This window comes from Ligilactobacillus acidipiscis (genome assembly GCF_900116935.1).
Taxonomy (GTDB): domain Bacteria; phylum Bacillota; class Bacilli; order Lactobacillales; family Lactobacillaceae; genus Ligilactobacillus; species Ligilactobacillus acidipiscis.
Genome location: NZ_LT630287.1, coordinates 1,558,312 through 1,584,219, shown reverse-complemented (window position 1 = coordinate 1,584,219; position 25,908 = coordinate 1,558,312). Strand labels below are relative to the sequence as shown.

Sequence of the window (25,908 nt, the reverse complement as noted above, 5' to 3'; positions counted from 1 at the left end):
TTTTTATTTTGCGTAAAAATAATACGTGTTTTACTAATTAGCTACAAAATTAGCAAATTTTGCAGCAGTTTTTTGCTTCTTCTTAGCTGTGACGTGCAAATAAATATCAAGAGTTGGTAGCGTCAAGAATCTTGTGTAAATGAAATGCCTTCGTACATATAATATGTATCTAACTTAAATAAATGATGCTTCTAAGGTGTCCTGGAGTCCTTTGAACCCTCGGTGGATCCGCTTCAGAGACTTCTCGTTATAAACATTAAACTGAGAAACCAGGTGTCAAGGGCAACGTAAAAATGTAGGTTTATGGCAATCAAAAATGTAGGTTTTTGACAATTACAGTTTAGTTTTTAATCGATAAGACTTACCCGTGATTCTTATGGTATGAACATGATGAACTAATCGATCTAAAATAGCTGCAGTGACAGTTGGGTTTTGAAAAATATCGACCCAAGAAGATAAAGCACTGTTACTAGTAATAATTGTCGATTTTCTTTCATACCTGGCATTGATCAATTGAAAAAACAAATTAGCTTCATCGTGTTTAATGGGCAGATAACCTAATTCATCAATGATCAATAAATCGTAACGGGCGTAGCGGTTTAGTGCACGATCTAGTTCGTCTTTGTCATCGGCTTTTCTGAGTCTTAATAAAAGCTCATGACAATTAATAAATAACACTCTTGCACCTTGTTGACAGGCTTCGCGCCCTAAGGCGATTGCGAGGTGTGTTTTTCCTACCCCGGGGCTGCCTACTAGAAGAATATTTTCTGCTTTATCCATAAAAGCTAGGCTTTTTAATTCTAGAATCTCCTGTTTTTTGATACTTGGCTGGAAGGTAAAATCAAATGCTTCCAGCGTTTTAACGCTGGGAAAACGGGCCCTGGTAATCGTTCGTTCAACCTGAGCCTGATGTTTATAGTTTAATTCTTTGGTCGTTAAAGCTAAAAGTGCTTCCGAAAATGACATTTTTCCGGCTGTTACTTGTTCCAGATAATTAGGCAGGTAACTTTTTATTTCAAGCAGTTCAAGTTGAAGCAAATTATTGTTAAGTCGTTGATTGATACTACTCATCTCATAGGACCTCCTGAGAATTAGACTTGGTCATAGGCACTTAGATTTTTACTAATGAATTGTTCAATGTCATCTTCATTACGACCGTTCATTAAATCTGAACGTAAAATTGCCTTGGTATCTTCATAGTTATAATTATATTGTTGGGTAGTTATTTCGTGAGAGCGGATCAATTTTCGGTTATAATAAATCTGAACATGTTTCTCATCATCACTGACTTCGAGAGTAACTTGTTCACCAATATATTTTGGATCAACAGAGTACTTACATTTCCGAAAATTGACCATAGCTTCCTTAGAGACGATACGTGAGATATCTTCTTCAAAATAAGGCTTGAGTAGGTCAACGGGAGTTGAATGTAATTGCTCTTTTTCTTTGTCTTCCCAAAGAAGTGTAGGTTGCAGATGCGTGGCTTGAGAAATTTCCTGATTAAGTTCATCACTTAAGTTATCCACTAGTTCGATTAGATCCGTTCCGTCAAAAGGTTCGTAATTATAGGGACGCAGACGCTCAACAGTTCGTGCTAGTGCCTCAACGGCACCTTTAGTTTGCGGGCGAAAAACACGACAAGCAATTGGTTTAAAAGCGGCGTCTTTACTGAATTGATAAAAACGCTGGTTAAAAATTGCGTGTCCAAAGGAAGATTTCGAATGGTCTATGACAGTTTTCATGTTATCAAACCAAATTTCGTGTGGGATTCCGCCCGTAGCTTCAAAAGCTTGCGCCAAACAGCTAAATAAAGTATCCTGTGAGCGATCAAAAGTTAAGGTTAAGTATTTGTATTTAGAATAAGGAAGCACATATAAGAAAATATTAAACTTATAGAGGATACCTTCACTGTTCCTGAGCTTCATTTCTTCTTTCCAATCCACTTGGGCCGAGAGGCCCGGAGTATGAGTGACTCGAATGGTAGCTTTCTTGACCTCATGGTTTTTAAATTTACGACAATACGTTTTTACAGTTGAATAACTACCTAGATAGCCTTTCTTTTGAATAAATTTAAAGATTGCCATGGCAGAGCAATTAAGCGCTAATTTATCATGGATGATTGCTTTAAAAGGCTCCAGTAAGCTTGGCTTTTTAACAACTTTCCTGGTTTTGACTTGGTCGGTAGCAATTTCTTCAACTACCTTTTTAATAGTGCGATAATCCGCGTTATATTGCCTTCCTAGAGCAGCGTAATTTGGTTTAATGTTTTCTTTCATATCTTTTAGCACTCCTTGTCTTAAATCATTTCTCACATCAGTTGCCTCCTTGAAAACTAAAAATACTGATGTAATTAATGATACAAAAAAATGTAGAAAGACCGACATTTTTGATTGCCGTTTTCCTACATTTTATAGCTGCCTTTTACACCAGGAAGCGATCCAGTGAATCTTCCGTTGGAAATTGTTCTTTGTGATGGGTGGTTCGCTTGAGATGCTTATTAAAGTTCTCAATCAGGTTAGTGGAGTATAGTGATTGCCGAATAGCTGGTGGAAAGTCCATGAAAGTGAGTAAATTCGGCATTTTAAGCAGATCTTTGATTAATTTGGGATAGGTCTGATGCCAGTTGTTGGCGAACTCATTCAGTTTCAGTTCGGCTGCTTCACGGTTGGCGGCCCGATGAACTTGTTTAAAGTCACTGATCACGGCCTTGCGGTCTTTTACGCGAACTTTGTTCATCAGATTCCGCCCAACATGAACCAGGCAACGTTGTCGTTTGGCTTTAGGGAAATGCCGATTCAAGCCTTCATCCAAACCAACTAACCCATCGGCCACAAACAACAGCACATCTTTAACGCCCTGCTTGATCAAGGTTCCCAGCAGTTCAGTCCAGATTCCAGTCGATTCCGTTGGCGCCACTTGGTAGTTCAGCACTTCTTTCGTACCATCTGGACGAATGCCAATCGCAATATGAACGGCTTCTTTTTGAACGGTATCCCGCTTTAACGGCAAGTAAGTGGCATCTAAGAAGATGGCCGCATATTGTGAAGCCAGTCGACGTTGCTGGAAAGCTTGAACCTGTTCATTGACGGCTTTAGTCATGTTGGAAACCGTGGCTTTGGAGTAGTGAGCACCGTACATTTTCTCAATGAGTTCGGCAATTTCAGCAGTGGTAATTCCCTTGGTATACAACTGAATGACCGTTGTTTCTAAATTATCACTGTGCCGACCGTAGGCTGGCAAGGTATGATTTTCAAACCGGCCATTGCGATCTCGAGGAATGGTTAAGTTAAGTTGGCCGTACTTCGTATCAAACGAGCGCTCATAACTGCCGTTGCGGTTATTACCAGTGTTAATCCCAGCGTATGAGTAGCGTTCGTAACCCAAAAACTCTGCCAATTCGGTTTGAAGCAGCTGGTTAATCGCAATTTCGAGGTGGTGACGAAAAACTTCGTCCAAATCTTGCTTTTGGGCTAGTGCAGTGATAATTTCTGTGGTAAGTTCATTCATGGGGAATGCCTCCTGTGATGTTTTCTGTGGTTACTAAATATCATAAGGGAAGGCATTCCCTATTTCTATACAATTCAGAAATCTTTTATGCATTTACACAAGATATTTTACGCTCTCAAAGACCCAGTCGCAGGCGATAGTTTAGACAACGCTAACCAAGATGAAGAAGCCAGTGCTAACCTGGATTGTGCCAGTGATACTGACACAGGAGAAGCAGACAGCAACATTATCAAAGCAGCCAAGAGTATGACAGGTTATTTTAAATACGACCAAGTACACCCAAGTCCTGATTTAGGTAACGATTTGAAAAATCCTAATAAAACAGGAACAACGGATTGTTCAGGATATGTTTGGTTGGTACTAAACAAGACAGGTTTTAAAGTTCCGCAGAGAATGCAGTGGTTTACAGGTTCAATGGTAAGTGACGCTAAGGGGGAACACCAATATTTAAAGGAAGTTAAACCAAGTGACGCAAAAGCAGGCGATATTGTCATAGTTAATCAAGGTGCAGGCGCAGGGAATAATGGACACACGGCTTTTATTACCGAGAGTTGGCATGGTAAACAGACCAAGATTATTGAACAAGGTGGAACGGATAGCAAAGTCAACGAGGGACGTTTTGGGACATCATTTTCAAGCCTATTGAACGGTGGAGATGTTGTCCTAGCACGACCAGTTAAAAAGTAAGATAGGGGGAGCAGAAATGAAACGGTGGCAAATCATCTTAACCGCAGTTTTGGGACTTGTTTTAGTAGTGTCAGTGATTGGCAACTATGCGCAAGGACGCAGTAAAAATAACCTAAGAACCGAGTTAAAAGACAGCCAGGAAAAACAAAAGCAAACAGCGCAAAATTTGAAAGCTAAAACGACCAAAAATCAAGTTTTAGCAGATCAAATTGATACATTCAAATCAACCCAAAACAACAAGGGTAAAAGTACAGCGGAGCTTGATTTTAATAACACTGCCAACGAGTTTTTGAAGTATATGTTTACCTTTGAACCTGATTCATATAAGAACCGTAAGGAGCATATACAGGGGCTAGTGACAGACGAGTTATTTAAACAAAATTTTCCTAGCAAGCAAAATTTTGGCGACAGTAACAACGTGACTTCAAAACTAGACCAAGCCAAGATTTATACCAGAGCCAAGCAAGACCAAAATATTGACGGTTTAGCCGTAATTACTTTTGAAAGTAAGACAGGCGACAACGACTTTAAAAAACAAACTGTTTTGTATCAACTAAGCTATGATACAACCGCCAAGCAGTTGACTAAGGTCAAGAGTTTAGGAGATAGTTTTGAAGCGTCAGACATTCAATAAAATTAGCAAAACAATTGCTATCGTGGCGGTAGTAGCAATTATGGTAATTTTTATCGGACATAACTACATCAATACGATTGAGAAAAGACAAACCGTAGTGCAGATACCAAAAGATACCAAACAAACCTTATTTTTCTATCGTGATGATTGTGCAGATTGTCAGTCAATTTTTCATCAAGTTTATTGGCAAGATAAATTAATCCCCGATTTAAAATTGAAGTGCAACACTTGATAACTAGACCAATTAGACTAGCTTAAAAGGCCATAAAGGCCTATTCTTATTATTAACGACAAAATCAACAGATAAGGATAGGTGTCTTCATGGCCCAAACTAAGAATATCATGCCTAAGCATTACCAACAACTCCAATCTTTTGAACGCGGTCAAATTGAGTCCCTGACTCGATTAGGATTTGGCGTTCGTCAGATTGCCAGCCGGCTTCACCGGAGTCCCAGCACCATTTCTCGCGAATTAAAACGCGGGTTAACCACCCAGATTGATTCCCAGAAACATCGGTCATATCAGGGCTACTTTGCCGAGCGCGGGGCGGCTTACTATCGAGAACAGCGGGCCAAGTGTCACCCCAAAGGTTTACTGCAGCGGGCTGCCGTGTTCTTCAAGTCCCTGCCGAAAGCTTTAAAAGCTAAGCCACGAGTTTTCAGTGTCGATACGTATGTCCACTATTTCAAAGCTCATTACCCGGGCTTTCCCTGCCCATCAACGGCTACGGTCTATCGGTACATCGAGGCTGGCAAGCTCCCGGAGCTTCACAACTATGATTTACCCATGAAGCTACGTCGCCGCGTTAAACGCCCGAATCACCGACATGCCCGCCTGAATAAAAAACGGCTTGGACAGTCCATTGAAGACCGGCCCGCAGTGGTTCGGAAACGTCAGGAGTTGGGCCATTGGGAAGGCGACTTAGTGAAAGCCAAACGGGTTGAGTCCGAACCAGCTTTAATGACGTTAACCGAGCGAGTTAGCCGGATGGAAATTATCGTTAAATTGCCTGATTACCGGGCAGAGACTTGCCGGCAAGCCCTCCAAGATACGATTGATGATTACGGTGCAGAAAACTTTCGGACTATCACGTTTGACAACGGCTCGGAATTCGCTAGTTTAAATCAGGTTCAAGGAACGGAAATCTACTTTGCCCATCCATATTCTCCCTGGGAACGGGGCACTAATGAGAATGTGAATGGTCAATTAAGAGAGTTCTTCCCAAAGGGGCATTCCTTTAAAAACCTCTCATTAGTGGATCTGCAGTTGGTTCAAGACACGCTGAATCACCGTCCCCGCCGCTGTTTAAGCTATAGTTGTCCAGCGGATGTTATGCCACAACTGGTTTAACTTTCTAGACCAATTATAAGAATAGGCCATTAGTGTTGCACTTAACTTGACAATTGAGGAAGATAAATTAACCAACAAAGACGTGTTGTTTATCAATATGAACCAACCAGCGAACCGTAAGTACATTGGAAAATATAGACTGACCGCAGTACCAACGTTTATCAATGCCGATAATGAGCGTTATTCAGGCACGAGTTTAGATAAAATTGAGAAAGTCGTAGGTGAAAATTAAATGGGTGAGAAGATATTGACAGGGGTCAAAAAATCTATACCGTATCTAATCATGCTTCTAGTTGGTTTCTATCTAGCAATGCTTGTAACAGCGTTGATACTTGCCTTAGCGCAATATAAGTTACAAATAACCGACCATTTAACGGGGATTTTAAAAGAAGTTTCACTTAGCCCGTTTCATTATTACAAGCTTTATTTAGGACAGAAACAGCCACCATTGATTAGTGTTAGTATAGCAACAGTCATTTATACCCTATACTTTGCCTTAAAACGGCAAAGCAAGGCAAAACAATGGGAAACAGCCGATACTGACACACATGGTAGTGCCACATGGGGCAACGTAAAAGATCTGTTATCACAGTATTTTACGACCAGTACCAAAGATTTGAGCAGTCAGTTTAACGACAGTCTAAACCAAGAAACCGTTAAACGATTGCAGGATAAGGGGGAGCAGAAATGAATGGGACGATTTTAGGGACAGTTGATAAGCAAGTTATTTACCAAAACAACAATACTAAGCCCAACCGAAACGTGTTTGTTGTCGGTGGTCCAGGTTCGTATAAGACCCAATCAGTGGTTATCACTAATCTTTTTAACGAAACACAAAACAGTATTGTTGTGACCGACCCCAAAGGAGAACTTTACGAAAAGACCGCAGGCGTGAAGTTAGCCCAGGGCTATCAAGTGCATGTCGTCAATTTTTCTAACATGTTGCATTCTGATCGCTATAATCCGTTTGATTATATCGAGCGAGATATACAAGCCGAAAACGTAGCGACAAAAATTGTACAATCTGAAAACAAAGAGGGTAAAAAGGACGTTTGGTTCAGTACCCAAAGACAGTTACTAAAAGCCTTAATCTTGTTCGTGATGAAGCACCGAGAGCCAGCCCAACGTAATTTAGCAGGGGTCACAAACGTGCTACAAAAGTTTGATGTTGAACCAGGCGAAGATGAAACAGATAGCCCCCTGGATTCGCTTTTCTTAGATTTAGACATGACCGACCCAGCTAGACGAGCTTATGAACTAGGTTTCAAGAAAGCCAAAGGGGAAATGAAAGCCAGTATCATTGAAAGCTTGTTAGCAACCGTCAGCAAATTTGTTGATGAAGAAGTCGCCAACTTTACCAGCTTTTCAGATTTTGATCTAAAGGATATTGGCAACACTAAAATTGTATTGTACGTCATAATCCCAGTTATGGACGATACTTACGAAAGTTTTATCAACCTGTTTTTTTCACAACTATTTGATGAATTGTATAAATTAGCGTCAGACCACGGCGCAAAGTTACCAGTGCCAGTCGATTTTATCCTGGACGAGTTTGTTAATTTAGGAAAGTTCCCGAAGTATGAAGAGTTTCTAGCAACTTGTCGTGGTTATGGCATTGGTGTTACTACCATTTGTCAAACCTTGACACAATTACAAGCCTTATACGGCAAAGAAAAAGCCGAATCTATTTTAGGTAATCACGCCGTTAAGATTTGCTTGAACGCTGCTAATGATGTAACTGCTAAATATTTTAGTGATTTACTAGGTAAATCAACGGTCAAGGTCGAAACAGGAAGCGAAAGCACCAGCAGAAGCAAAGAGACCAGTACCAGCAAAAGCGACAGTTACAGTTATACCAGCCTTTCGTTAATGACACCAGATGAAATCATGCGTATGCCAGATACCCAGAGCTTACTAATCTTTGCTAACCAAAGGCCAATTCAAGCAACCAAGGCTTTTCAGTTTAAGCTATTTCCAGGCGCAGACCATTTAATACAATTAGCACAAAATGACTATCATGGCGAGCCGTCAATGAGCCAACAAACAAAGTTCAACGAAGCTAATGAAAAATGGCAAGCCCAACTAAAACAACAGCAAACCGAAAAAGAACAAAATGATGTTAAGCCCGAAGAAGAAGAGGATATGCAAGACGAAATGGACTTAGCCGTAAAGAAACAACAAGCTAGTTCAGATGATGATGAAGTACGTTTAGATTAAGGGGGAGTAATAATGAGTAATAAAAAGAAGCTTACAATTGCGAGTATTGTGGTCATTGTTTTAGCTGTCATTTCAGGGATCGGCTATGGGATAGGACATAAAACAACCGCCGAAACCTTGCAATCACAGAACTGGACTTTTGATAGTCAAAAAGGAGAAAAGGTAAAAGCAACCGCCAAGTTTACAGAAAAGAAAATGGTACTAAACGAAGCAGGATTTAGTGACACATATACGTACACTGTTAAGGATAAAGGTAGCCAGGAAGAGATCAAATTCATCAATAACAATTCAGTTTCAGGCGAAAGAGAAACAAGGACGTTCAGCATTAAAAAAGATTCTGATGAATACAAATTAACGCCAACAAACAAGCTAGCTAAAGACGATACAGGAAGTGTAACGCTGATCCCAGATAAATAGAAAAGGGGGTTAAAAAATGAAAGAGAAAATCACAGAAGCTATCATGAATTTCTTTAATGGCATTTTCAAAAATATCTTAGATTTTGCAATCACGGCAATTAAATCAATCCTAGACCAAGTAACAAAATCATTGCCAATTATAGATAAGTGGTACGGCGTATTTCTAGCCTTAGCCACGTCAATGGTAGTTGTCGTAGTCCTAGCAAGAATTATCATGACACTTATTTCAGAAGCAGACGAAAGTACAGATGTAACCTGGGCAAATATTCTTATGGACGCTGTTAAATCAGCCGTTGCTATCCCCGTATTTGTTTTTTTACAAGGATTTTTACAAACAAGAATCATTGTGCCACTTGCTAAGAATATGTTTGAAATGAGTGGAAAATTCACAGCAAATGCCGTAACCAGTACATCAAAAGTAACTGATAACATTAAGCTTACAGGTTTCGTGCAGGTGTTATTCCTAGCCTTTTTTGCAATTGTCGTTGTCGCTTTTTTCATTAAAATGTGTATCTACTTTGCTGACATGGCATTTTATAACATGTCAATCCCGATTGTTGCTATGTCAATCGCCAGCGAGAGCTTTGATTATAGTTCAACCTGGTGGAAAAAATTAGTTTATTACAACATTTCTATGTTGTCGCAAGTCTTATCACTTACCATAACAATTTGGTGTTTTACGCACATTGGTTCAAAATTTAGTTTTCTAGCTTTCATTGGTTGCATTGGTTTTGGTTGGCTAGTTCTACACACACCACACGCAATCCAAGACTTTTGGGCTTCAACAGGAATTACCAAAGGTGCAGGACGTTCAGTTATGCGTGGTATGGGTAATATCGGACGGAACATGTTCAGAAGTTAAGAAAGGAGAAACTAAAATGTTAAAACAAAAAGAAGGAATGCTATATATCCAATTATGGCATCTTAGTATGCAACAAGAAGAAAAAGTAAAGGGTTCAGACACAATGTATGAAGAATTATCTCTTTGGTACGAGAAAGGAGCAGCGAAAGCGATAGAAGCCTTTTTCAGTGTATTGAATGGAGAAGAAGAAACGACTACTTTTTTAGGCAAACCGATTAAAACTTACCACCCAATTGAAGAATTAAGAAAACAAGGTAATTTCTTAGTTATTCGAAGAAAAGACCTGAAATATCCTGCGTTGATCAATTTAAATTTAGTCTCTGATATAACATTTACTGATGAACCATTTACTGCACAGTAATAAAAGGGGGGGAAGCCATGAGTTCTAATACAGTGATTTTAGCTGAAAAGCCAAGCCAAGCCAGGTCATACGTTGAAGCATTTCAAAAAAGCACAAAAAAACAGGGCTACTTTGAAGTAAGCGACCCTGTTTTGCCCGAAAACACCAAAATCACTTTTGGTTTTGGGCATTTAGTTGAGTTAGCCACACCCGATAAATACGATAGCAAGTATAAGAAGTGGGCTTTATCTAATTTACCCATTTTTCCAGAAAAATACAAGTTTATCGTGGGCGCAGATAAAAAGAAACAGTTCAATATCGTTAAAGATTTACTGAATGAAGCCGACACGATTATCATTGCGACTGATAGCGACCGAGAGGGTGAAAATATTGCCTGGTCTATCATGACAAAAGCAGGCGTTAATCTCAAAAGCAAAACGCTAAAACGGCTTTGGATCAATTCACTTGAGCAAGAAGCCATTTTAAACGGATTCAGAAATTTAAAAGACGGTTGGAACTACTACCCAGCGTATAAAGAAGCCCAGACACGCCAAATTAGTGATTGGCTAGTCGGTATGAACGGCAGTCCTTTATATACCTTGCTTTTACAACAAGCAGGCGCTAAAGGCGTGTATTCAATTGGACGAGTACAGACACCAACCTTATACATGGTTTATCAGAGAGATTTAGCTATCAAAGATTTTAAGCCAGAGCCTTATTTTGAGATTAACGCTAAAATTTCAGCCGATACACAAGATTTTGAAGCCAAATTAGACCCCTACAAGCGATTTAAAGACGAAGAACAGTTAAATACCTTTATGGACGCTAAAAACGTGCAGAAAGGACAACAAGACAGTTTAATCAAGGACGTACAAAAACAGCAAAAGAAAACCAGCAGTCCCAGATTATTTTCACTATCGAGCTTACAAAGTGAGATAAACAAACGGTATCACGCCAGCGCAAGTGACACATTGAAAGCCGTACAATCCTTGTATGAAGCTAAATTACTAACTTATCCCAGGACTGATTGTAATTACATTACCGACCAAGAATTTAGTTATTTAGTTAAAAATCTAAATCAGTATCTAGGTTTGGTATCTAATCAGGTCTCTTTAAAGAAAACTGAACCACAAGCACGATATGTGAATGGTAAAAAAGTCCAGGAACATCATGCTATTGTCATGACAAAAACAGTACCAACTATTGAAAAATTAAACAGCCTACCAAAACTAGAAAAGCAGGTATACGATATTGTTTTGCGCACAACGCTAGCCATGTTTGCAGATCAATACGAATACGAAGAAACGACAATCTTAACACAAGTGGGCGAAGCACTGTTTAAAGCCACAGGAAAAGTCCCAACTAACCAAGGTTGGAAGTTACTGTTTAAAGCAGACAAATCAACCAACAAGGACAAAGAAGAAACAATTTTGCCAGCCGTAGAAAAAGGACAGGCAGTCAAAGCAGATTTAACCACCGACAAAAAGCTAACTAAAGCACCAGTACCATTTACCGAGGGTACTTTAATAACGGCTATGAAAACCGCAGGTAAGACTTTAGATGATGAAGAAGCCCAGGCGATTTTGAAAGATACCGAGGGTATTGGAACAGAAGCTACCAGGGCAAATATCCTGGACGGTTTGAAAAAGAAAAAATATTTAGCGACCCAAAAAAATAAAATCCATGTCACTGAACAAGGTGTGACGTTATGTAAAGCCGTTGAATTAGAGCCGTTACTAACTAGCCCAGAAATGACAGCTAAATGGGAAGTTGCTTTAAAACAAATCAGTCAAAAGAAACGAACCCAGGAAAACTTTTTAGGTCAGATTAAAAAGTTTATCCAAAAGCTAGTCGCAGAAATTCCTGAACAAATGGAAAAAAGTGAGACTTTAACAAAGCAAGTTGCTAGTCAAAAAACCGCTGAAAGCGAAGCAAAAAAAGAGACAGAAATTGGCATTTGTCCAATTTGTAAACAAGGTAAAATTGTTGATAAAGGTAAATTTTATGGTTGTACGAACTATACAGCCGATCAACCATGTAAATTTACCTTACCAAAGAAATGGAGTGATAAGACTTTGCCAAAAACCGCAGTTAAAGCTTTAATCACTAACGGAAAAACCAGTAAAATCAAAGGTTTCAAATCTAAGAAAACGGGCAAGAAATTTGACGCTTCTTTAAAATTAGAAAACAATCGACTAAGCTTTAATTTCAACTAGAAAGGGAGTAATGATATTGAGTAAAACCAACATAAAAGTGAAATTAGCACGTTTAGCACCAATAATACTGCTTTCAGTTGCAATAGGCGGATTTTTAGGGATTATTATTGCATTCACAGCCGTTAAAAATACAATACCGCTTGAAAATTATACAAATGGACTTACACAAGCAATAACGCTTCTTGTCATAAGTCTAATAGGGCTTGTTTACTGTATTTATTATGGGATTAAGCATACAAAAAATAAATAATTCCTATCGCCTTACACTAACGTTTCAGTTGGTAAGTCAGGCATTTAGTGGTGTTTTTCAAAAAGCGAAAAGCACCACTAAACACCAGGCGTATTTAAAAGAAAGGACAGAATATCATGCACAATAATTTAGACGTATCAGCCAGCGAGTTGCCTATTTTAAGCAACAAGGAAAACTACAAATATTTAGATGAAATTAGTGGTAATGGCGCATATCAACAAGTTGCTTGGCAACAAGTTGATAATCAGTATATTGCCTTGTATGGGACAGAACCCATTGAATTATTGACCGTTAAAGATTTAGCAACTGAATTTCCTGATGAAACGGAGGAATAATCATGCCAAATAAAGCCGAAAGGGACGCCTGGAAAGAAAAGTTAGTCAATGAAGCCGAGCAAAAAATTTTAGAACTGACAGACAGTGATAAGTTCAAAAAGTACCTGGACACATTAAGCAAGTTTCATGGATATAGTCAGCGCAATATTGATTTAATCTACTCACAAGACCCAGCAGCTACCCAAGTTGCAGGATATAAACAGTGGCAGAATGATTTTAACCGACATGTTAATAAAGGCGCTAAATCAATCCGAATCAGCGCCCCGATTATCAAAAAATTAACCGAAGAAGAAAAAAAGAAGCTTAATACCACGGAAGATAAAGCAATCGTTGGTTATCGCTTTATCCCGATTTTTGACATTAAGCAAACATCAGGACAGCACGTGTTAAATACCCAAGACTTTATCAAAGAAAACTTGCAGGAACACAAAAACGTCACTAACTTGTATAACTCATTTAAAGATTATTTGAATGAAAAAACCAATTTAGCAGTGACCGAAGAAAATATATCACAACCAGGTGTAAAAGGTTATTTTGTTCCTAAAGCAAATGAAATTGTCATTGATAATAAAGAACAAGACAGCGCCTTAAAGCTCAAAACTTTATATCATGAATATGCCCATAGCCAGTTGCATGGTTTAACGTCAGAATTTAAAGACCGTCCACGTGAATACAAAGAAACGCAAGCCGAAGCCGTGGCTTATGTGGCTATGCAAAATATCGGTGTTGATACTAGCGACTATTCACTAGGATATGTGGCAACCTGGGCTAAGGATAAAGACCTAATCCATAAAGCAATCAGTGAAATTCAAAAAGTCAGCAATAAAACCATTGATCTAACTGCTGAACTGACCGAAAAATTGCAGTTAGACCAAAAACAAGAACAACAGCAGGAGCAGACACAGACACAAAAAGCGCCCGAACCTAAAACAAAAGAAGTAAATGCTGACCAGGAACAAATTGATAAATTAAAACAGGCAATCGCTGAAACGCAAGACCAGCTTACACGTTACGGTAAAATTATTGAAAAAGCCCCCAAGACGTATGAAGCAGGGCTTGCAGAAGAGGAAATTAGTAAGTTAGAGCCTAGACTTGCACAACAAACGTTGATGTTAAACAGCTTATACGGCGAAGATTACAAATTACAAGAAAGCAATGCAACTTTAGCAAATCCAACAATTAAAGCAGAAAATAACACGAAACAACCTAACTTATCAGATCAATACAAAGCATTGCATGATAAGTTAGAAAAACCAGGCGAAAATAAAAATCAAATACAAGAACAGCTAAATAAAGTTAAAACTGAAATTAGTCAAAAAACGCAACAACAACTAAAAGACTTTGCAAAAGCTAACCCAGATTTGAAACAACCAAGAATTAAAAAAGAACAGCAAACTTTACAACGATAATCATAAAAAGCGCCTAGAAATGGGCGCTTTTTTGTGTTTTGACGTTTGAGAAGCGCATTCTAAGACCGTTTCAAGCTGATAAATGGATAAGTACAGTAAATGACCAATGAGGTACTGCAAATTTTGTACAAGCAAAAAAACACGAGAAAAAGAGCCTTGCTATAATGGCTTAAAATCAAGATAGCTATTTTAATAGTCCAAAATATGGACTTGTGTTATAATATGAATAGAAAAAAAGAAGCCCTGCGTGAACAGGACTTCCTAGTAGAACCGTTAGACGGTAGCATAAACTAAGATAAAATAACCGTTAGCTCTGCAAAGCTAAGACGGTTATTTTTTTTTGCTAATTTTTATCAGCTCAACAACTAGTGCAATTAAGGCAACGATAAACGTACCGAAAGCCAACATTAGTTGTAAGGCGTCTGATACTGACACCCTGGCTACTCCTTTCATTAGGATATGGTTTTGCTAAGGCTTTTACACCATAAGCACCGCCCCCTTTTACAGGAAATAGCTACCGTCTTAACTTTTCTACTAATTGTATTATATCGTAAAAAGGAGCAATTGTCCTAATAATTAAAAACCGTGGACGTTGCCCACACCCACAAGCTGAAACCAGCTTGACCGCAGTCATGAGCGGGGTTTCCCCCCTCTCAAACTCACTCGCCCACTCGCCGTGTGGCAGGAAAGCAAAGTTGGTGGAACTAACTTTGGCTTTCAGCCGTTTCAGTGTGTCGTTTCATTCCGTCAAGAACGGGTAGTATTTTTTTGAAGCCCACAAAAAAATCTCCACGCCTAGCACTTGACTACATTCTCACTCCAAGTTCAAAAGACATAACTTATAATTTAAGGCGGATTAATTAGGTGGTGAAACTATTGGGCAAGACTATTCGACAACTTTCAGAAGAATTGAAATTATCAAAACAAGCTATTAATCAACGTATTAATAGTATTAATGGCTTTCGAAGCAAACACACTTATAAAGTCAAAAACCATCTAGAAATAGACAACCAAGGCGTTAAAATGCTTGCTAACTTTGGCAAGCAAAAACGGCAAGACCGACAACCAAATCAGCAAGATAAAAACGACAAGAATGACAAGATTGATCACATCTTGCTGAAACAACTTGATGCTAAAGATCAACAAATTGCAAATTTACAACAAGCCTTAGACCAGCAACAAAAATTACAGATAGCAACGGTAACAGAAAACCATCGATTAAAAGAGCACATTCGGAAATTGAGTGGATTGCTTGAACCTTCTAGTGCAACTCAACAGCAACAATCAAACGACAAGGACGATACCTTGTCGAATAGTATTAATGCCATTCATGACAATGCTGAAAACGACAAGCAAGATCAAAGTCATATTGTCGATGAAAAGAAAAAAAGAATACATAAAAATAAAGTCAATAAGAGTTGGTGGCATTTTTGGTAAAAATTAAAGGGTGGATTAAGAATGGAAATAGAACCTAAGATAATGTCTCAAGGCAAAAGTATTTTAGGAGAGTTTGGAAACAAGTATTTAACTAGTAAGGGTTCTCTGAAACGAAATAATGTAATTAATGACTTGGATAAATTTGACCGTGAACTGATGACAAAGCTATTTAAAGATCCTTTAATACATAAAAATTATGTAGAAAAAATTGCTGACACTGAAGTATTTAGACTCAATCAATTTATTGAAATGTTTGAATATAAAGAATTTTGGGAAAACAGTTACACCAAATATACAAATAAAATTGGTTTAACAGCTAATGGAAAATTTATTGATGAATCTGCTGATGAACCATTTTTAAACGAAATCATTGCTAAACCTGAAATTGATGAGCTATTAGAGCCTAAAATATTTGTTAATGCTAAAAAGTATGATCAAAACGGTGAACATAACGCATCTAGTTATTCTGATTGTAAAAGGCAGCTATAAAATGTAGGAAAACGGCAATCAAAAATGTCGGTCTTTCTACATTTTTTTGTATCATTAATTACATCAGTATTTTTAGTTTTCAAGGAGGCAACTGATGTGAGAAATGATTTAAGACAAGGAGTGCTAAAAGATATGAAAGAAAACATTAAACCAAATTACGCTGCTCTAGGAAGGCAATATAACGCGGATTATCGCACTATTAAAAAGGTAGTTGAAGAAATTGCTACCGACCAAGTCAAAACCAGGAAAGTTGTTAAAAAGCCAAGCTTACTGGAGCCTTTTAAAGCAATCATCCATGATAAATTAGCGCTTAATTGCTCTGCCATGGCAATCTTTAAATTTATTCAAAAGAAAGGCTATCTAGGTAGTTATTCAACTGTAAAAACGTATTGTCGTAAATTTAAAAACCATGAGGTCAAGAAAGCTACCATTCGAGTCACTCATACTCCGGGCCTCTCGGCCCAAGTGGATTGGAAAGAAGAAATGAAGCTCAGGAACAGTGAAGGTATCCTCTATAAGTTTAATATTTTCTTATATGTGCTTCCTTATTCTAAATACAAATACTTAACCTTAACTTTTGATCGCTCACAGGATACTTTATTTAGCTGTTTGGCGCAAGCTTTTGAAGCTACGGGCGGAATCCCACACGAAATTTGGTTTGATAACATGAAAACTGTCATAGACCATTCGAAATCTTCCTTTGGACACGCAATTTTTAACCAGCGTTTTTATCAATTCAGTAAAGACGCCGCTTTTAAACCAATTGCTTGTCGTGTTTTTCGCCCGCAAACTAAAGGTGCCGTTGAGGCACTAGCACGAACTGTTGAGCGTCTGCGTCCCTATAATTACGAACCTTTTGACGGAACGGATCTAATCGAACTAGTGGATAACTTAAGTGATGAACTTAATCAGGAAATTTCTCAAGCCACGCATCTGCAACCTACACTTCTTTGGGAAGACAAAGAAAAAGAGCAATTACATTCAACTCCCGTTGACCTACTCAAGCCTTATTTTGAAGAAGATATCTCACGTATCGTCTCTAAGGAAGCTATGGTCAATTTTCGGAAATGTAAGTACTCTGTTGATCCAAAATATATTGGTGAACAAGTTACTCTCGAAGTCAGTGATGATGAGAAACATGTTCAGATTTATTATAACCGAAAATTGATCCGCTCTCACGAAATAACTACCCAACAATATAATTATAACTATGAAGATACCAAGGCAATTTTACGTTCAGATTTAATGAACGGTCGTAATGAAGATGACATTGAACAATTCATTAGTAAAAATCTAAGTGCCTATGACCAAGTCTAATTCTCAGGAGGTCCTATGAGATGAGTAGTATCAATCAACGACTTAACAATAATTTGCTTCAACTTGAACTGCTTGAAATAAAAAGTTACCTGCCTAATTATCTGGAACAAGTAACAGCCGGAAAAATGTCATTTTCGGAAGCACTTTTAGCTTTAACGACCAAAGAATTAAACTATAAACATCAGGCTCAGGTTGAACGAACGATTACCAGGGCCCGTTTTCCCAGCGTTAAAACGCTGGAAGCATTTGATTTTACCTTCCAGCCAAGTATCAAAAAACAGGAGATTCTAGAATTAAAAAGCCTAGCTTTTATGGATAAAGCAGAAAATATTCTTCTAGTAGGCAGCCCCGGGGTAGGAAAAACACACCTCGCAATCGCCTTAGGGCGCGAAGCCTGTCAACAAGGTGCAAGAGTGTTATTTATTAATTGTCATGAGCTTTTATTAAGACTCAGAAAAGCCGATGACAAAGACGAACTAGATCGTGCACTAAACCGCTACGCCCGTTACGATTTATTGATCATTGATGAATTAGGTTATCTGCCCATTAAACACGATGAAGCTAATTTGTTTTTTCAATTGATCAATGCCAGGTATGAAAGAAAATCGACAATTATTACTAGTAACAGTGCTTTATCTTCTTGGGTCGATATTTTTCAAAACCCAACTGTCACTGCAGCTATTTTAGATCGATTAGTTCATCATGTTCATACCATAAGAATCACGGGTAAGTCTTATCGATTAAAAACTAAACTGTAATTGTCAAAAACCTACATTTTTGATTGCCATAAACCTACATTTTTACGTTGCCCTTGACATTCTGATCAAGATAATTTAATTATTAAGGGGAATAATTTGATTGCCTTGTATAGTTTAAAGAAAAAGTACTCCAATAAAATAAACATGATATATATAGACCCACCATATAAGGCTCCTATGTCAAGAATCCGGACATAAAAGTACGAACAAATTTGACTTTCAATTTAAATTACTTAATTTAATTTTCGGAGGCCGAAGTTTTAGTCCCGTTCAGATTTTAAAAACGCTTTAGAGTATATTAAATAAGCCCCAACATTATTGAATTTAATAGCCTGTAGCTACGCTACAAGTGAAATACGATCACTGTTATACCAACGAATATAGTTATCAATTCCGGCGATTGCTTCATGAATTGTCTTAAAATCTTGGAAATTAACGTATTCCCTGAATTATTCATACTTTTTGTCTTAAATAAAATTTGGCGCAAAATAACCGTGGTCTCAGAAAAAAGCTTTTTTTGTTAGTTTTGCGGTCGTATTGCTTAAAAAAGGGCAGACTTCACCCTTTCCCTAGAAAATATATTTTATTTTGTGAGTTCACAGCGGGTATATTTTAATGTTTTGGATCTTAAACAGTGTCTGCCAGAATAATTTATCAAACACATTGGTCTGGGATAAATGGACCCAGATCTGATGGGCGTGGTGCGTGACCTTAGCTGCCAAATGAAGTAATTTAAAGCGGATGGTCTCGACCTGAGCGTGTTTAAGTTCCGGTGGTAAAACCAAGTTCTTCATGGCTTGGAGTATATTGTAAGCCGTGCCAGCCACCAACATGCGAAACTCATTGGCGTTAAAGCTGGAACTGTCCGTTTTATCAAAATGAAAACCGCGTTTAACTTCTTTGATCAAGTCTTCCATTGAACCACGTTGTTGATAGAGGGCAAAGACTTGCGGACCACTCAATTCTTCCAAGTTGGTCACGATAAACTCATGGTCAAACAGTAAATTTCCCGCTGGCCGAGTTGATCTAATGATCACCCGATAAGGGCGTGGCCAACTTTGGGGACAGTAATCCTGCAGGACATGCCATTGGACTTCAGTTTCGCTGAAGTCGTGGTCGCCCACTTGGATCAAGCGCTCAGCCCGACTTTGGAGTTGGCGGTTCGCTTTCATGCGGATCACGAATTTAGCCTGTTTTTTATCACAGGCACGGTAGATCCCTGGCGCTGCGAAACCAGAATCTCCCCGCACGAGGACATCCAAAGAAGACTGGTCATAGGCCCGTAGGCCCCGTAATAAGAATTTAGTCGCTCCCTGTGAAGTATAGCGATTGCCTGGACGTAATTGGGCATTCAATAAGCAGCCCGATAAAGCATCGAAAGCTAGTAATGGATGATAACCGTTAGTCTGATAATGACCGTTATAAGCACTTTTTTCTTGGTTACCAAATGTATCAGCATGCGTGGAGTCGAGGTCAAGGATCAGCTGATGTTGATTCAGCTGGCCCAGGACTAAGTGCGCCAAAGAGATCATTACAGACTTGACGGAGAAAAGGCCTGTCGCCGAGACGTGATTGATAAAACGTGAGAGCGTCGGTTGGGAAGCGACTGCTTGTTTTAGAGCTAAGTTGAAATCAGCCGCTTGGGCCAAGGTGTTAGCAGACTGATCCTGGGAATACCCCGCTAGTAATTGAAATAACAACTGCTTGAATAAATCGTTCATAGTGAAGGTACAATACTTGCGACCATCTTTGAAACGCAAGTTAGTCTCTAAAAACTGGTCAAAGTGGAGTTGATGGAGAAACTCAGCAAGCAATAAAGTCCCCGCATCGTTCGCTAGCTCACCGCCGTCATTAGAAATTTTGATTTGTTTATTGAATAAAAGCTGTTTATGATGTAAAGTCGACATTAGGAGCACTCCTGTTCTTTGTAGTGTTTAGTCGACTTTACAATAGCACAGGATGTGCTCATTTTGTACACCCAGCAGGTGAAAAAGAAAAAAGGTCAGCAACAGCACGGCAACAACCAAAAGCAGACCTCAAGGTAAAATTATGAATAATCCAGGTCTAAAACAAATTCTAAATAACATGTGGGAACTAATCTCTTTACAAGGAATTTTTATCGTGGGCGCTTTGGGCTTTGATTTTTACGCCGGTGAATACACTTTTAACTCAGACTTTACCTCGTTATTAATTATGTTTGTTTTTTTGGCTATCTTCTATACGACCTATACCTTAATTAAAAAGGGCGTTGTCTTAAAAGAAGATAATGATTCGTTTATATAAGTGGGTGACTGAATGATCAGAGTTAATTTAACTAAGGTGATGTTTGATCGAAGAATTTCTTCAAAAGAGCTAGCCCAAAAAATTGATATAACACAAGCAAACTTATCTAATTTAAAAAATGGAAAAGTTAAAGGGATACGGTTTAATACCTTAGAAAAACTATGCAAGGTATTAGATTGCCAACCAGGAGATATTTTAGAGTATATTTCATAAATCAAATGATTGCTTTTTTTGATTGAATTATCCAAAGTCAATATTATCTAACATTTCTTCCGTACTGGCTTGATCTAAGCCCAGATAAGCCAGAGTCATAGCCTCACTGCTATGGTTTAGGAGGTGCATAACCAGCCCGATATTGTAGTTTGATTGGACATAGACGCGGTACGCGCCGGTTTTGCGCATAGTATGGGTTCCCAAATAGTCCAAATCCAAGAGATCCCCCACTTTACGCATGATCTTGTAAAACTGTTTCTCGGTCAAATGCTGGTCCGGGTGTTGCGTGGACGGAAATAGCCAAGGCGAGACTAGATTTTCTCGTTGTAACCATTGCTGGTAGGCTAAGAGGTCGCCAATGACCGGTTTTAAGTATAAGCGGTTGGCTTTCCCCGTTTTTTGGTCGTGGAGATACGCGTTGAGACGCACGTTTCCTCGTTCGTCGAAGACATCTGCCCGTTTGAGCGTGAGAATGTCACTGACACGCAACAAAGTTGCCTTGCCGAGCTGAAAAATGGTGTAGTTGCGCCGGCCGGCCTTGAAATCTTCGCTTAAACAGCGCTGGACCTGGTGTAAAACGTTCGAATCTTTGATCGGTAAGACTTTTTGTTCCATAATAATGCCCCCCTTAACTGAAATTTGCTTTTAGTAAAAGATTTATTTATACTATAGATGTAATACGATCGTAAACGAAAAACTAGAAGGTGAATAAAATGAGTAACGCAACCATAAAAGATAAAACAATTTCCACGCGGGTCACCAATGAGATCAGTGAACGTGCGAAAGCTAATCTGGCCAAACAAGGGTTGACCGTCTCGGAATATGTCCGTTTGTCGTTGGTTAAAGCGGCCAATAACGAAGTTCGTTTGCTTAATTTTTTAGATTCTCCAGAAGCACTAGCTGCAAAAGCAGAAGCTGAAAAAGGCGAAGCTACTGAAATTGGTTCAGTCACTGACTTTAACGATTGGATTGACTAGTTAGATGAAGATTAAGGCCACGAAAGCTTTCGAACGTGAACTAAAAAAGCTGAAGAAAAAACACTTCCCGATTGAAATTTTAAAACCATGTGTTGCAGCGATCGTGGCGCAAGATCAAGCCACATTAAAACGGATCAAAGATCATGCGCTACAAGGAAAATGGCACGGATATCGCGAATTTTATCCAGCTCGTTATATGGTAATTACGGAAAAAATTATGATGGCTGGATCGTAGTTTATCGCATTGATCACACAGAGCTGATCTTGCTGTTGGTCACAACCGGACCGCATGAAATTTTAGCGCAATAAGCTTTAAAATAGCCTCTGATTTTGTTAAAAAATGGGTCTAAACTTTTTAGTGTTGATGAGCGTTCATCAGCACTATTTTTGTACAAAAAAGGACATCATTTGTCCTCATATGCTACGATTAAAGCGATAAAACCAAATCAAAGCGAGGTATAAATGATGTCCCAAACTGATTCTATCCTAAATTTACTCAATATCCAAGACCCAAATATCAAAATTTCAGCTTGTACTGATTTTTCACAGGCCGGAGTTCACGAAAAACTGCTTTCAGCTACGCTGACTTACCCCGTCGAACGCTGTGTTAATTGTGGTTCCACGAATCTTGTTCAGAATGGGACCCGCCTGACCAAGATGAAACTGCCCAGCCTAGGTGAACAACCGCTCCGCATGAACCTGCGCAAACAGCGTTATCTGTGCCGAACTTGCCACCATACTTTTAGCGCGCAGACGCAGCTCGCTCCGCCTCGGCACTCGATCACCCGCCAAGCAGTCCACGAAATCGCGACTTTAGCTAAGAACTCACTGCCAGTCAAGACGATCAGCCAGGCCGTGGGGATCTCAGCTTCCTCGGTTCAACGGATCTTGTATAAGGATCAGCGGGCTTTAGTAACGCCAAAAGAGCTGCCGACAGCTCTCAGCTTTGACGAATTTCGTTCAACTAAGAACTGCTTTTCTTTTATCTGCATTGACGCAAAAACACATGATTTGGTCGCCTTATTGCCAGATCGTCTCTCGCAGACGATCCGCGAGTATTTCACCAATACTTATACACTTTCTGAGCGTCAAAAAGTTCAACTGGTGACCATGGATCTGAATGCACAGTATCAGACTTTCGTCCGTCGTCTTTTTCCTAACGCACTGATCGTCTTTGACCGTTTCCATATTGTTCAGTTAGCGGGTCGGGCACTTGACCATGAACGGCTGCGTGTTTTAAAAGGGATCAACGACCACCACGACCGCAACTATAAAGTTTTAAAAAGCAACTGGCGCTTATTCCACTTAGCTGAAAATCAACTTGAGACCTCCCAGGTTAAATATTATCGGGGATTAAATGAATACACGACTGCCCAAAATGTGGTCGATCTGGGACTCAAGAATTTTCCACAGTTCGCAGAAAACTATCAGACCTATCAAACGATCTTAACCTTTATTCGCAACCGCGATCGGGCTACTTTACAACAATTAGTTATGAACTACCGTCCCAATGGTACTGAAATGGATACCGTCATGAGGACCATTCAAAAGAACTACTTAGGGATCAGGAACGCTTGTCTCTATGACTACTCTAATGGGCCGTTAGAGGGGATCAATCGCAAGATCAAAGAACTTAAACGTAGCTGTTACGGATTCAGTAACTTAAGGCATTTCTTTATCCGCATCAAATTGATCCATGCCTAAGATAAAAAATTTAGGTCAACACTGTGGGAGGCAGGTGCGGGCCCATTTCGCTACGCTTCGGACCCGCACCTGCCTCCCAACCCAAACACTTTAATCTAGCTATGGCAGTAAAAAAAGAACCCTACCATAAAGATAGAGTTCTATGGACCATCAACACTATTTGACAAAGTCCCTAAAAAATCAGGGGCTATTTTTATATTTTAGTGGTAGTTTTTGCCCCTTAAAATTTAGCTTACCATTAAAGGGTTGTTTTAACAACTTTTCCGAGGGTCCATTACTTAATAATGGACCCTTATTTAAAAAGGGCTTCTATAAAACAGTAACTTATCAAGGCTAAAAAATAGACTTATTTACGATTGACCATATTTATTTTTAGTAAAAATTTTCTTAAAAGGTGGGCTTAAAGCTACTCAGTTTTAAGTATACTGTCCCTGCTTATAAACTTATTGGTAATATTTTTATTACCGAAGTTAACCGGGTTATAGAGAAGTACCTTCATATTCAAGATCTTTGTTGCAAATAAAAGCGGTACCAACTACAATATAGATGGAGGAACTTTAATTATTTTTAAGCTTTTAAGCATAGTATTTAAAAAGTAAAATGAACTTTGTAGAAAGCTGTGTGTTATTTATGAACCAAATATTTGGGGTTATATTAATAATAGTGAGTTTTTGGGAATTTTATAGCGTTTGTCGACTTTTTATAAATACAAAGAAACATGCTACAGAAAGTACTTCAAGATTTTTACCACTGGCACTTTTTAGTGGGTTTTTCTTTGGGATAATTATGCTTGGATCTGGTATAGCTTTTATACTAAACCAATATTAATATTCCTGAATTATTCATACTTTTCCCTTAAGGACTACTTTTTGTTGTTGTCATGCTAGTTCGCATCTTTTTCGTTTTTCACCTGTTGGGTGTACAAAAAGAGCACATCCTGTGCTATTGTAAAGTCGATGAAAACCACAAAGAACAGGAGTGCTCCTTATGTCAACTTTACATCATGAAAAACTTTTATTCAATGACCAGATCAACATTTCTAATGACGGTGGTGAGTTAGCGAACGATGCCGGAACTTTATTAATTGCTGAATTTCTGCACCAAATTCACTTTGACCAGCTCTTAGAAGATAACTTGCATTTTAAAGATGACCGTAAATATTGTACCTTTCCCTTGAACAATTTATTTAAGCAGTTGCTGTTGCAATTGCTGGCAGGATACTGCCAAGATCAGTCGGCTAATACCTTGTCACACGCCGTTGATTTTAAGCTGGTCTTGTCTCAAGCGGTCGCTTCCCAGCCGACACTTTCACGCTTTATCAATCACATTTCAGCGTCTGGGCTCTTTTCAGTCAAATCATTGCTCGGCTCGGTAGCTCACTTTGTTCTTGGGCAGCTAAATCAACATCAGCTGATCCTTGATCTAGATTCGACACATGCCGATACGTTTGGTGACCAAGAAAAGAGTGCTTATAACGGTCACTACCAGACCAACGGTTATCATCCTTTACTAGCCTTTGATGCTTTATCGGGCTGCTTGTTGAATGCTCAATTACGCCCCGGCAATCGCTATACTTCCCAAGGTGCGACTAAATTTTTATTACGGAGCTTACGGGCCTATGACGGATCTTCCCTGGATGTCTTAGTGCGAGGAGATTCTGGTTTCGCAGCTCCAGGGATCTACCATGCGTGTGATAAAAAGCAGGCTAAGTTCGTGATTCGTTTAAAAGCGAACTACCAGCTCCAAAGTCGGGCTGAGCACCTGATCCAAGTGGGTGACCAGGACTTCACCGAAGCTGAAGTCCAATGGCATGTCCTGCGAGACTATTGTCCTCAAAGTTGGTCACGACCTTATCGTGTGATTATTAAATCAACGCGGCCGGCGGGCAACTTTCTGTTTGACCATGAGTTTATCGTGACCAACTTGGAAGAATTAAGCGGTCCACAAGTCTTTGCCCTCTATCACCAACGCGGTTCCATGGAAGACTTGATCAAAGAAGTTAAACGTGGCTTTCACTTTGATAAAACGGACAGTTCTAGTTTTGAGGCCAATGAGTTCCGGATGCTGGTAGCTGGGGTCGCTTATAATATACTGCAAGCCATGAAGAACTTAGTTTTACCAACAAAGCTTAAACACGCTCAGGTCGGGACGATCCGTTTTAAATTACTCCATGTGGCAGCTAAGGTCACGCACCATGCGCGTCAAGTCTGGGTCCATTTATCTCAGACCAATGTGTTCGATAAATTATTTTGGCAGACACTGTTCAAGATTCAAAATCTAAAAATATATCCGCTGTGAACTCACAAAATAAAAAATGTTTTTCTTAGGGAAAGGGTGAAGTCTGTCCTTTTTTAAACAGTCCGACAACAAAACTAACAAAAAGCTGCTTTTTTTACACACTAAAGTAACTTTGCACAAAGTTTTAACTGCAACGAAAAGTATGAATAATTCAGGTTCTAGGTATCATTCTTGTGATTGGCAGTTCTATTCTATTAGACAATAATTT

General features: G+C 39.0%; 26 protein-coding genes and 5 pseudogenes. 24 read left to right on the top strand and 7 right to left on the bottom strand.

The genetic code is table 11. The features are described 5' to 3' along the window. Window positions 1-333: 333 nt before the first annotated feature. The 3 genes and pseudogenes from istB (BQ5903_RS07335) to BQ5903_RS07325 form a co-directional block, all read right to left on the bottom strand. The gene (istB, locus tag BQ5903_RS07335; protein ID WP_079578407.1) at window positions 334-1,071 is read right to left on the bottom strand and encodes an IS21-like element helper ATPase IstB; all 738 of its coding nucleotides are present in this window, start codon (window positions 1,069-1,071) and stop codon (window positions 334-336) included. A 20-nt stretch (window positions 1,072-1,091) separates the two neighbouring features. Further along, on the bottom strand, window positions 1,092-2,312 hold the full coding sequence (gene istA, locus BQ5903_RS07330) for an IS21 family transposase (protein WP_010499979.1): 1,221 nt from the start codon (window positions 2,310-2,312) through the stop codon (window positions 1,092-1,094). Window positions 2,313-2,424: 112 nt separating this feature from the next. After that, window positions 2,425-3,507, bottom strand: a pseudogene (locus BQ5903_RS07325) (IS256-like element IS1310 family transposase); the annotation flags it as partial. A gap of 225 nt (window positions 3,508-3,732) precedes the next feature. Between BQ5903_RS07325 and BQ5903_RS07320 the strand changes: the two are divergent. The 14 genes and pseudogenes from BQ5903_RS07320 to BQ5903_RS12245 form a co-directional block, all read left to right on the top strand. Then, window positions 3,733-4,194 (top strand): annotated as a pseudogene (locus BQ5903_RS07320) (CHAP domain-containing protein); the annotation flags it as partial. A gap of 16 nt (window positions 4,195-4,210) precedes the next feature. Then, entirely contained in the window at window positions 4,211-4,828 is a 618-nt protein-coding gene (locus BQ5903_RS07315; RefSeq protein WP_079579258.1) for a hypothetical protein, read from the top strand. Then, window positions 4,806-5,060: a hypothetical protein gene (locus BQ5903_RS07310; RefSeq protein WP_079579257.1), complete on the top strand. Its 255-nt coding sequence runs from the start codon at window positions 4,806-4,808 to the stop codon at window positions 5,058-5,060. The genes BQ5903_RS07315 and BQ5903_RS07310 overlap by 23 nt, the downstream gene beginning before the upstream one ends. A gap of 89 nt (window positions 5,061-5,149) precedes the next feature. Beyond that, window positions 5,150-6,178 carry an IS30 family transposase gene (locus BQ5903_RS07305; protein WP_079579256.1) on the top strand — a complete coding sequence of 343 codons (1,029 nt, stop codon included), beginning with the start codon at window positions 5,150-5,152 and terminating at the stop codon, window positions 6,176-6,178. A gap of 46 nt (window positions 6,179-6,224) precedes the next feature. Then, window positions 6,225-6,410 (top strand): hypothetical protein, encoded by a 186-nt coding sequence (locus BQ5903_RS07300; protein ID WP_079579255.1) that lies wholly within the window; start codon window positions 6,225-6,227, stop codon window positions 6,408-6,410. After that, window positions 6,411-6,869: a conjugal transfer protein gene (locus BQ5903_RS07295; RefSeq protein ID WP_079579254.1), complete on the top strand. Its 459-nt coding sequence runs from the start codon at window positions 6,411-6,413 to the stop codon at window positions 6,867-6,869. Then, window positions 6,866-8,395, top strand: coding sequence for a VirD4-like conjugal transfer protein, CD1115 family (locus tag BQ5903_RS07290; protein ID WP_079579253.1), 1,530 nt, complete (start codon window positions 6,866-6,868; stop codon window positions 8,393-8,395). The genes BQ5903_RS07295 and BQ5903_RS07290 overlap by 4 nt, the downstream gene beginning before the upstream one ends. A gap of 12 nt (window positions 8,396-8,407) precedes the next feature. Further along, window positions 8,408-8,812 (top strand): hypothetical protein, encoded by a 405-nt coding sequence (locus BQ5903_RS07285; RefSeq protein WP_079579252.1) that lies wholly within the window; start codon window positions 8,408-8,410, stop codon window positions 8,810-8,812. Window positions 8,813-8,828: 16 nt separating this feature from the next. Next, window positions 8,829-9,674, top strand: coding sequence for a conjugal transfer protein TrbL family protein (locus BQ5903_RS07280; protein ID WP_079579251.1), 846 nt, complete (start codon window positions 8,829-8,831; stop codon window positions 9,672-9,674). 16 nt (window positions 9,675-9,690) lie between these two features. Next, window positions 9,691-10,035, top strand: coding sequence for a hypothetical protein (locus tag BQ5903_RS07275; RefSeq protein WP_079579250.1), 345 nt, complete (start codon window positions 9,691-9,693; stop codon window positions 10,033-10,035). A 17-nt stretch (window positions 10,036-10,052) separates the two neighbouring features. Then, window positions 10,053-12,230, top strand: coding sequence for a type IA DNA topoisomerase (topB, locus tag BQ5903_RS07270; protein ID WP_079579249.1), 2,178 nt, complete (start codon window positions 10,053-10,055; stop codon window positions 12,228-12,230). A gap of 16 nt (window positions 12,231-12,246) precedes the next feature. Further along, the gene (locus BQ5903_RS07265; RefSeq protein ID WP_079579248.1) at window positions 12,247-12,480 is read left to right on the top strand and encodes a hypothetical protein; all 234 of its coding nucleotides are present in this window, start codon (window positions 12,247-12,249) and stop codon (window positions 12,478-12,480) included. 116 nt (window positions 12,481-12,596) lie between these two features. Then, window positions 12,597-12,815 carry a hypothetical protein gene (locus tag BQ5903_RS07260; protein ID WP_079579247.1) on the top strand — a complete coding sequence of 73 codons (219 nt, stop codon included), beginning with the start codon at window positions 12,597-12,599 and terminating at the stop codon, window positions 12,813-12,815. A gap of 2 nt (window positions 12,816-12,817) precedes the next feature. Next, a pseudogene (locus BQ5903_RS12245) lies at window positions 12,818-13,915 on the top strand (ImmA/IrrE family metallo-endopeptidase); the annotation flags it as partial. A 639-nt stretch (window positions 13,916-14,554) separates the two neighbouring features. Here BQ5903_RS12245 and BQ5903_RS12240 read toward each other — a convergent pair. Continuing rightward, the gene (locus tag BQ5903_RS12240) at window positions 14,555-14,632 is read right to left on the bottom strand and encodes a putative holin-like toxin (RefSeq protein ID WP_230083881.1); all 78 of its coding nucleotides are present in this window, start codon (window positions 14,630-14,632) and stop codon (window positions 14,555-14,557) included. A gap of 468 nt (window positions 14,633-15,100) precedes the next feature. Between BQ5903_RS12240 and BQ5903_RS07245 the strand changes: the two genes are divergently transcribed. The 4 genes from BQ5903_RS07245 to istB (BQ5903_RS07230) all read left to right on the top strand — a co-directional run bounded on the left by BQ5903_RS07245 (window position 15,101) and on the right by istB (BQ5903_RS07230) (window position 18,225). Further along, window positions 15,101-15,661 (top strand): DUF536 domain-containing protein, encoded by a 561-nt coding sequence (locus BQ5903_RS07245; protein WP_056988216.1) that lies wholly within the window; start codon window positions 15,101-15,103, stop codon window positions 15,659-15,661. Window positions 15,662-15,682: 21 nt separating this feature from the next. Next, a complete protein-coding gene (locus tag BQ5903_RS07240; protein ID WP_079579245.1) occupies window positions 15,683-16,150 on the top strand; it encodes a site-specific DNA-methyltransferase in 468 nt (155 codons plus the stop codon). Window positions 16,151-16,246: 96 nt separating this feature from the next. Next, window positions 16,247-17,467 carry an IS21 family transposase gene (istA, locus tag BQ5903_RS07235; RefSeq protein ID WP_010499979.1) on the top strand — a complete coding sequence of 407 codons (1,221 nt, stop codon included), beginning with the start codon at window positions 16,247-16,249 and terminating at the stop codon, window positions 17,465-17,467. Between the two features lie 20 nt (window positions 17,468-17,487). Then, a complete protein-coding gene (istB, locus tag BQ5903_RS07230) occupies window positions 17,488-18,225 on the top strand; it encodes an IS21-like element helper ATPase IstB (protein ID WP_079578407.1) in 738 nt (245 codons plus the stop codon). A gap of 338 nt (window positions 18,226-18,563) precedes the next feature. On the opposite strand, the pseudogene BQ5903_RS07225 reads toward istB (BQ5903_RS07230), so the two are convergent. Both BQ5903_RS07225 and BQ5903_RS07220 read right to left on the bottom strand, forming a co-directional pair. Then, window positions 18,564-18,671: pseudogene (locus BQ5903_RS07225) on the bottom strand (IS3 family transposase); the annotation flags it as partial. A gap of 150 nt (window positions 18,672-18,821) precedes the next feature. Further along, a complete protein-coding gene (locus BQ5903_RS07220) occupies window positions 18,822-20,132 on the bottom strand; it encodes an IS1380 family transposase (RefSeq protein WP_010499943.1) in 1,311 nt (436 codons plus the stop codon). Between the two features lie 142 nt (window positions 20,133-20,274). Between BQ5903_RS07220 and BQ5903_RS07215 the strand changes: the two genes are divergently transcribed. Together BQ5903_RS07215 and BQ5903_RS07210 are read left to right on the top strand one after the other, a co-directional pair. Continuing rightward, window positions 20,275-20,508: a hypothetical protein gene (locus BQ5903_RS07215; RefSeq protein ID WP_079579244.1), complete on the top strand. Its 234-nt coding sequence runs from the start codon at window positions 20,275-20,277 to the stop codon at window positions 20,506-20,508. A gap of 12 nt (window positions 20,509-20,520) precedes the next feature. Next, the gene (locus BQ5903_RS07210) at window positions 20,521-20,721 is read left to right on the top strand and encodes a helix-turn-helix domain-containing protein (RefSeq protein ID WP_010494774.1); all 201 of its coding nucleotides are present in this window, start codon (window positions 20,521-20,523) and stop codon (window positions 20,719-20,721) included. A gap of 27 nt (window positions 20,722-20,748) precedes the next feature. On the opposite strand, the gene BQ5903_RS07205 is transcribed toward BQ5903_RS07210, so the two are convergent. Next, complete coding sequence (locus BQ5903_RS07205) at window positions 20,749-21,336, bottom strand: site-specific integrase (RefSeq protein WP_079579243.1); 588 nt, start codon at window positions 21,334-21,336, stop codon at window positions 20,749-20,751. Window positions 21,337-21,434: 98 nt separating this feature from the next. Between BQ5903_RS07205 and BQ5903_RS07200 the strand changes: the two genes are divergently transcribed. The 4 genes and pseudogenes from BQ5903_RS07200 to BQ5903_RS07185 all read left to right on the top strand — a co-directional run bounded on the left by BQ5903_RS07200 (window position 21,435) and on the right by BQ5903_RS07185 (window position 25,700). Continuing rightward, window positions 21,435-21,698, top strand: coding sequence for a type II toxin-antitoxin system RelB/DinJ family antitoxin (locus BQ5903_RS07200; RefSeq protein WP_010499826.1), 264 nt, complete (start codon window positions 21,435-21,437; stop codon window positions 21,696-21,698). A gap of 4 nt (window positions 21,699-21,702) precedes the next feature. Then, window positions 21,703-22,007: pseudogene (locus BQ5903_RS07195) on the top strand (type II toxin-antitoxin system mRNA interferase toxin, RelE/StbE family). A gap of 153 nt (window positions 22,008-22,160) precedes the next feature. After that, a complete protein-coding gene (locus BQ5903_RS07190) occupies window positions 22,161-23,402 on the top strand; it encodes an ISL3 family transposase (protein WP_079578423.1) in 1,242 nt (413 codons plus the stop codon). 987 nt (window positions 23,403-24,389) lie between these two features. Further along, complete coding sequence (locus BQ5903_RS07185) at window positions 24,390-25,700, top strand: IS1380 family transposase (RefSeq protein ID WP_079578404.1); 1,311 nt, start codon at window positions 24,390-24,392, stop codon at window positions 25,698-25,700. Window positions 25,701-25,908: the final 208 nt, after the last annotated feature.